The sequence below is a fragment of the Thomasclavelia sp. genome (assembly GCF_017889095.1).
GTDB lineage: Bacteria > Bacillota_I > Bacilli_A > Erysipelotrichales > Coprobacillaceae > Thomasclavelia.
Map to the genome: position 1 here is coordinate 1 of NZ_JAGHEW010000352.1, position 7284 is coordinate 7284.

The 7284-nt window shown below is 29.5% G+C and carries 8 protein-coding genes; 1 reads left to right on the forward strand and 7 read right to left on the reverse strand.

The features are described 5' to 3' along the window. From J7M77_RS15035 to J7M77_RS15065, 7 genes are all read right to left on the reverse strand, one after another. On the reverse strand, positions 1-272 hold a 272-nt coding region (locus J7M77_RS15035; RefSeq protein WP_296880034.1), incomplete at its 3' end, for a hypothetical protein. A gap of 23 nt (positions 273-295) precedes the next feature. After that, positions 296-511: an AAA family ATPase gene (locus J7M77_RS15040; RefSeq protein ID WP_296880035.1), complete on the reverse strand. Its 216-nt coding sequence runs from the start codon at positions 509-511 to the stop codon at positions 296-298. Positions 512-728: 217 nt separating this feature from the next. Then, positions 729-1772 carry a hypothetical protein gene (locus tag J7M77_RS15045; RefSeq protein WP_296880037.1) on the reverse strand — a complete coding sequence of 348 codons (1044 nt, stop codon included), beginning with the start codon at positions 1770-1772 and terminating at the stop codon, positions 729-731. A gap of 4 nt (positions 1773-1776) precedes the next feature. Further along, the gene (locus tag J7M77_RS15050; protein WP_296880039.1) at positions 1777-3201 is read right to left on the reverse strand and encodes a hypothetical protein; all 1425 of its coding nucleotides are present in this window, start codon (positions 3199-3201) and stop codon (positions 1777-1779) included. A 142-nt stretch (positions 3202-3343) separates the two neighbouring features. Continuing rightward, complete coding sequence (locus tag J7M77_RS15055; protein ID WP_296880041.1) at positions 3344-3562, reverse strand: DUF6465 family protein; 219 nt, start codon at positions 3560-3562, stop codon at positions 3344-3346. A 186-nt stretch (positions 3563-3748) separates the two neighbouring features. Beyond that, complete coding sequence (gene typA / locus J7M77_RS15060; protein ID WP_296880043.1) at positions 3749-5566, reverse strand: translational GTPase TypA; 1818 nt, start codon at positions 5564-5566, stop codon at positions 3749-3751. Between the two features lie 98 nt (positions 5567-5664). Then, on the reverse strand, positions 5665-6525 hold the full coding sequence (locus J7M77_RS15065) for an AraC family transcriptional regulator (protein WP_296880045.1): 861 nt from the start codon (positions 6523-6525) through the stop codon (positions 5665-5667). A gap of 106 nt (positions 6526-6631) precedes the next feature. On the opposite strand from J7M77_RS15065, the gene J7M77_RS15070 reads away from it, so the two are divergent. Beyond that, positions 6632-7195: a cyclase family protein gene (locus tag J7M77_RS15070; protein WP_296880047.1), complete on the forward strand. Its 564-nt coding sequence runs from the start codon at positions 6632-6634 to the stop codon at positions 7193-7195. The last annotated feature ends 89 nt before the right edge of the window (positions 7196-7284 follow it).

A 7284-nucleotide genomic window follows, 5' to 3' on the forward strand; every position in this document is an offset into this window, starting at 1 on the left:
ATAATAACATTTTGATGATAGTGCTGTTGCATACATTGTGAAATACGATATAAAGATTCTTTCAAATCAATCAAACTGCTATCTCTATTTCTAAGTTTTTTTAATATATGTCTGTCTGTTTCATCAATATATTTACTTTCTAATAATTCAGGATTCTTTTTAATAACATCGCCTATTAAAGAAGCAAATTTTTCTATCTGCGCTGTGTAATTATTTTCGATCATATCTTTTAGCGTTAAAAAGATAATTGGATACTGGTTTTGAAGTTTCATGATTTCTTTATTTTCACTGATCTTTAATCCATCAAATAAATAAGCATTTTCTGTTCTTTGTTTGAGAAAAAATAATAAAGCATTGACATATTCAAGGTCTTACCAAATCTTCTTGGTCTAGAATATAACATTACTTCATCACTTAAGACATCTTCAATTAACATCGTTTTATCAACATAATAATAATTATTATCTAATAATTTTTTAAAGTTTTCAATGCCCATACATATCCGCTTCATGATCATCTTTCCTTTCGCTTTAATTATTTTTATTATATCATAGCTATATTTAAAAGTCATTTTTCTAAAATTGGGTTCTTTAGCCTAGTTTCTAGTTAATACTTATAAATTCCTGTAATGTGAAACATCAAAGTATTTCTTGAACTTTTTCATAATAAAAAGAACCTCTATATTATTAAAATAATGAGGTTCTTTTTTGTTTGATCAGTTTTAAAAACTATATTTCTTTTTTTCTAGCTACTACTAGAAAGCGATGAGTTGTTAATTCAAAATAACTTTTTTCTTTAATTTCTCTTAATACATGACCATAAAAATTCATGAATCGATCTTGACTAACATCACTGCGAGTAATCTTTTTTAAAAATTGTACAAAAGCAGCTAATGTATCAAAACGAATAAAGCCATGTTCTTCAAAGCCATCAACAATTTCTAAGCCGATGTCACTTAAAGTTCTTTTACCGGCTTCTAGATCCCAGCGGCCTGATAATTTAAATGGTAAAAAGATATTAGTTAATTCTTTGTAATTATCACTACCCATTTGATTTACAACTAAATAACCGCCTGGTTTGATTACTCGATATAAATCATATTTGTCATAATTAGCTAGCTCATTGACAACAATATCTAGTCGTTCATCTTTAAACGGCAATTTTCCTTCTTCAGTTAAACTAGTAACTTTTACATTACGGCTTTCTAAGCGTTCTTTAGCTTTATCACTTTGAATTTCAACAGCATAAGTAATTGGCGGTAAGTATTCAAAAGAATCCACGTATTCACCGCCATCATAAGATACAAAAGCTAAATGCACATCTTCATTTAAATATCTTGATGCAATATCTTTACTAGAATAACTAGGGATACTGTATTTGATCATTGCTTCTTTTTGATCTTTAATAGCTTCATTAATTTCTGCCTGATTTGTTATAGCCATTTTTATTGGTTTACGAAAGCGTAATTTATTGTAATAAAAACCGGTTACCTGACTTAAAGCATCAAAGATTACCCCAACAGCTACAAAACCAACTAGTTCAATCAGCCATTCAATTGAAAAAAAAGGTTGAATTGAAGCAATCATATAACATACCACACACATTAAAATAATACTGCGAGTTCGTGTATATTTAAATGGTTTGGTATATTTAAGATACCAGTTAATGGCATTTGTCTTTTTTGCTGACTTACCTTCAAGCTCACAAAAAATCAATTTTATCACCATCAGCATAACCGCTAATGATACTAACATATAAATATAATATTCCATTTTACTACCTCTTATAGATTTGTTCTCCTTCTATTGTATAATAACTATCGTTTTCTACAGTTACAAAATAACCACTATCATTAAACTCCAAATCACCTTCCTGGTAAAAGAGTACTTCAAATTCTTCCATGTCATAAACATAGCTAGTTCCGTTTTTATTAAAAATACCATATACGTCACCATTATACTCAAAAACAGTTCCTTCTTTCATGAAACTATCATCGATTACAACTGTTCCGGTTGTATCAAAAACAACATACTGGCTACCACTTTTATATCCAGCATAGAATTTTTTACCTAAATACTCAATTCGTTTGTATTCTTTAGAAACTTTTTTATTATCAGTATCAATCAAATAATATTTATCTTCTTCTTTAGAAACCATCGCTAAAGAATTACGATCAAATACTTCAGCACTTTGATATACCGTTTTAAAAGCTGGTTTGCCATCAAAACCATAATATTGATAACCTTCATCCTTAACAAAAACTGGGAAGATTTCATTTCTAATTTGCGAAGCTAATGGATCTAACTGAATTCCTTCAACTTCTTTTTCTTTACCATCACAAACAAATGTATGGGGACCGTAAATAGTACCAGCACTCTTGATTACATAATTCTTATAATCATAATAATAGCTGTTTGTTTCCTTAATATTACCTTTGTTACTAAAAATATAAGTTGTTTGATTTAAAACGCCAATAATATTTTTTTGACTATCATAATATAAATCATCTAATTCCTGTTCTTTAGTAAATAATACTTTTCCTTTAGTATTTACTGCAGTTACTTCATGACTTTTACGATTATATAGTAAATAGCCTTGATCATCATCTTGATCCATTAATTGGTTATCACCACCACTTTTAACTCGAAGCGAATCTTCAGTTGATAAATGATTATAAATATAAGCTTCTTTTTTATAGTTTACGATCGTATATTTTTCATCAATTGTATAAGCACTAATAATTTCATTATTACTGCTTAATAACTCTTCACCAGTATCATATAATACCCGATACTCTTTACCATCTTTAATAACTGGTAACCCAGTAAGCGTAATTTTAACATCTTTACTTTGTGAATATAATTTTTTTCCTTCACTATTTAAAATCGTGATTTTATCATCTTTATCATAACCAACTAACATATTGGCAATTGATTCTAATTTGGTGTATTTACCAAGTTTAATACCCTCACTGCCATCACTAAGTAAATAACCATAGTCATCACCTTTAACAACAATAAAACCATCGGTTCCCACCGCTTCATATTTATCATAGATAAACTTAGTCAGTTTTTCTCCTTCATAATCAACTAATGCATATTTATCTTTACTATTTTCAACAAATAGAGTTTGGTTATTTTCGTTATTTGAACATCCAGTTACTATCAATAATGCTAATAATCCTGCTGCGATTTTTTTCATTCTTTTCACTCCTAACAAACAAAACAATTATAGCATGTTTTTTGTCGATAAACTACTCAACAAATTAAAATTTATTGTCCTAATCATTATAAATAAAAAAACGATAATTTTAGAATTATCGTTTTCGCCAACTTTTATTAGCTTATTCAACCACTAATGGTTCTTCATTATTGAATGTTTTACCATCTTTAGTTGTTACAACATAGTATACTGAAGTTGTATCTGGTGTATAATAGATTTCTAATGTATCAATAGTTGTGATTTTAATACCTTGCGCTTTAACGTCTTCTTTTACCATTTTTTCAATTTCAACCGCAGTTACGTTTTTTCCGTTATGTTGGATCTCAACTGTTGCTTTCATTCAAACAATCCCCCGTTTCTTTTGAGTTTACTAACAAAGACATAATAGCATATCTTTTTAAAATATGCAAATTTTTATGAAAATAACAACCTTTTTTAGCTATTAAGCCTAAAAAGGTTGTTATTTTTTATCTAAATAAACCTAAATCAATTAAAAATTAGTGAATTATCTCAAAAAAACAGAGAATTATTTCGCTTTCATACGATATTGCTGACGCCGTTGTTGTTCAGTTAAATAACGTTTTCTTAACCGAATATGTTTAGGCGTTACTTCTACTAATTCATCATCATTAATATAATCTAAGCATCCTTCTAAATTAAACGTCCGTGGTCGTTTTAACACTACTGTAGAATCTTTAGAAGATGAACGTGTATTCGTTAGCTGTTTTCCTTTAGTAACATTAACTACTAAATCGTTATCACGACTATGTTCACCAACAATCATCCCTTCATAAACTTCAATTCCTGGTTCCACAAACATAACCCCACGATCTTCAACACTGCCTAATGCATAAGCTGTTGTTTGACCGCTATCAATTGAAATCAGTGCTCCTAAAGAACGTTCTCCAACTGTTTCTCCTTCCATAGGACGATATTCTAAAAATGAATGAGAAATAATTCCATAACCTTTAGTCATCGTTAAAAAGTTAGTCATGAAGCCAATTAACCCCCGAGAAGGAATTGTATAAGTAATACTTGTCTGACCATCATTACTTACCATATTTTCCAAAGTTCCACGACGATATCCTAGTGATTCAATTACATTTCCAATACAATCATCAGGTGCTTCAATATTTACTTCTTCGTATGGCTCACATTTAACCCCATCGATTTCTTTAACAATAACTTTTGGTTTAGAAACTTGTAATTCAAAACCTTCACGACGCATATTTTCAATTAAAATTGATAAATGTAATTCACCACGACCAGAAACGATCCATTCTTCACTATTGGCCATTCGTTCAATTTTTAACGATACATCACGATTAGTTTCTTTAAACAAACGTTCTTCGATTTGTCTTGCTGTAACGAATTTTCCATCTTTACCCGCAAATGGTGATGTATTGGTTCCAAATACCATTTGAATTGTTGGTTCATCAACCTTTAATAAAGGTAACGCTTCTTCTTGACCAGTAGTACATACAGTTTCACCAACTCCAATATCACTAAGTCCAGCGATAGCAACGATATCCCCAGCATAAGCTTCTTCGATTTCAATTCGGTGTAAACCTAAAAATCCATATAATTTTTGAATTCTAAACTGACTATGACTACCATCCTGACGAACACAAGTTACACTTTCATTAACTTTGATCTTACCTCTTTGAATTCGTCCAATCCCAATTCTTCCTACATAATCATTATAATCTAATAATGCCGGCTGGAATTGTAATGGACCATCTTGATCAACTAATGGTTCCGGAATTTCATTAATGATCATTTCAAATAAACAATCCATATTTGGCTCTTGAGTTGCTAGATTACTATCTAAACTAGAAGTCCCTTGCAGCGCTGAAGTATAAACAATTGGGAAATCTAACTGATCATCATCAGCTCCTAATTCCATGAATAACTCTAATACTTCATCCATTACTTCCTGGATTCTTACAACAGGACGGTCAACTTTATTAATAACAACAATTGGTTTTACTTTTGCTTCTAATGCTTTCTTTAAAACAAAACGAGTTTGTGGCATTGTTCCTTCATAAGCATCAACGACCAATAAAACGCCATCAACCATATTCATGATTCGTTCTACTTCACCACCAAAATCAGCATGACCTGGTGTATCCATAATATTAATTCGATAATCTTTATAATTAATTGCAGTATTTTTCGCTAAGATCGTAATTCCTCTTTCACGTTCAATAGCGTTACTATCCATAGCTCTTTCAGCAATCTGTTCATTATCACGTAAAGTACCTGATAATTTTAACAGCTGGTCTACTAAAGTTGTTTTACCATGATCAACATGGGCAATAATTGCGATATTTCTAATCTTCATCTTATTTCAACCTCTCTTACAATTCCAACATTATAACACAGAATTAGATTTTGTCATTAATTTTTCTACCATAAAATATTCGATATTTACAATTAAAATCATAAAAAACTTTTTTTATATGTCAATGGTGTAACTTTCATTTTTTCTTTAAACTTTTTGATATAAAAATTAGAACTGGCAAAACCACATTGATAAGCAATTTCACTAATCGTTAAATCAGTTTTCATCAATTCAATACTTTTTCTAATTCTAAAATCAACTATATATTCAAATAATTGACAATTCATCTTATTTTTAAAATCCCGACATAAATAAGTTGTCGTTAAACCAACCTCATCACTAAGATCTTTTAGCGTTATTTTATCCTGATAATGTTTTTCAATATAAGCTAAGATCTTTTTCAACCGTTCATCATGATTATATTGTTTAGTTAGATCTAATGTATTAAAAAAATTTTTAAACATCAATGACCAGATTGAAAGTAATTCAATATAAATATCTAATTCATCTTGGCTGGTTTTATATAGCTGATTTATCTTTTTTAGTTTTTCAATAACTAAATGATGCCACGATTTTGATAAATCAAAATAATAAAAATCAATTGCCTTATTTAAAATAACTGGTTCAAGATATTTTGAATTAATGATACTTCCTGCCTGGCTATATAAAAAACGGGGTTCAATTGCTAAACAAAGATAATAACTCTTAGTTTTGTTTTGATTAAAAGTACGATGCAACTGTTCACTGTTGATAAATAGAGCTTGACCTGGTTTAAATGTAATCAGTTTTTGATTAATTTGAAAAGTGACACTGCCTTCGATCATTAAACAAAACTGAAGTGATTGATGATAATGCCAGTTAGTATAATCTAAAATATTAGGATAAACATGATCATCATACAGCGCCAAAGGAAAAGCTAAACTGCCAATAGTTTTTTTATCTTCATAATCTTTATTCATATTTCCTCCAAAAAGCTAATATCAATTGATATTTAGCCAATATAAATATTTTTTTAAATTAAAAAAAGCAATATAATTATATCAGAAAACAAAGGAGGAAAAAATAATGTATTATGATTTAACTTTAAAAATCACTTCAAAAATAATAAAGGATGCTAATGGTAATGACAAGTTTTCATTAACAGGTCATTTAGGAACCCACTTTGATGTTATGGACAAAGTCTTCCCGCTTGATTATTTGCGTTTACCAGCTATTGTTTATGATGTATCATCAATAAGAAACCGTGACATCACTGAAAATGATATTAATTTAAATTATCTTGAAAAAGGTCTGTTTGTCGCTTTCTATACTGGTTATGTTGATGAATATGGTTATGGTAATAAAGAATATTTTAAAGATCATATTCAGTTATCAAGAGAATTAATTGATTTATTATTAGAAAAACAAGTACGTATCATTGGGATCGATGCACCCGGAATTCGTCGTGGTAAAGAACATACCCCAATTGACCAGTACTGTGCTAACCATGATGTTTTTGTAGTTGAAAATATGGATGGTATGAAAGCACTGCTTCAAGGAGAAAAACAAACTAGCTGTTTAATAAACACTTTTCCCGTAAATTATAGTGATTTAACAGGTTTACCATGTCGTATCGTAGCTGAAAAATAGGGGCTGTAACGAGCAATAAATAAATTATAGTCTCTAAAACGCAAAAACGTACGACAAAATCGTACGTTTTTTTGGTATAATATATATAT